Genomic DNA, 641 nt, shown 5'->3' with positions numbered 1-641 from the left:
CCAGCTTGGATGTTTTCCAATACCGTGGCTGGGTAATAGGCACCTTTTTGATCTGGTACTTCACCACCACATAAGCATGTGGCCCCTTTCATCACCGACTCCTGAACCTGCTGATGCAGCTTGTCACGCAGATCAACACGTGCCAATGGTCCCATATCATGATCACTATTGGTTGGGTCACCAAAGGTCAGTTGCTTCATTGCCGCGACATATTTATCTCTGAACTCTTCATAAACAGGGGCTTCAATAATAAACCGTTTCGCTGCAATACAGGTTTGACCACTATTCATGACACGGCCCTGAACGCAGGTTTTGACTGCCAGATCGATATCGGCATCTTTCAAAACGATATAGGCGTCACTCCCCCCCAGTTCCAGTACATTTTTCTTCAGATGCTCACCAGAAATTTTGGCAATCAGTCGACCGATACGCGCACTGCCTGTAAACGTCACACCCCGAATATGAGGATGAGCAATCAATTCATCTGCCGTTTCACCATCAACAAATAGGCAGCTAAATACGCCCTTGGGTAAACCCGCTTCTTCATAAATCTTCTGAATGGCCTCTGCTGTTTCAAAGCAGGACTCATCATGCTTAAACACTGTCGTATTACCGGCCATAATCACCGCAATGCTGTAGCC

At 47.0% G+C, this 641-nt stretch carries 1 protein-coding gene; it reads right to left on the bottom strand.

Translation table 11 applies throughout. The features are described 5' to 3' along the window. A partial coding sequence (locus tag B4K20_RS09000) for an aldehyde dehydrogenase family protein (protein WP_289282641.1) occupies positions 1–641 on the bottom strand: 641 nt, incomplete at both ends.

It is taken from the genome of Methylophaga sp. UBA5088, from assembly GCF_002414625.1.
Taxonomy (GTDB): Bacteria; Pseudomonadota; Gammaproteobacteria; order Nitrosococcales; family Methylophagaceae; genus Methylophaga; species Methylophaga marina.
The sequence above is the reverse complement of the archived record's forward strand: the minus strand, read 5'-3'. Positions and strand labels throughout refer to the sequence as shown.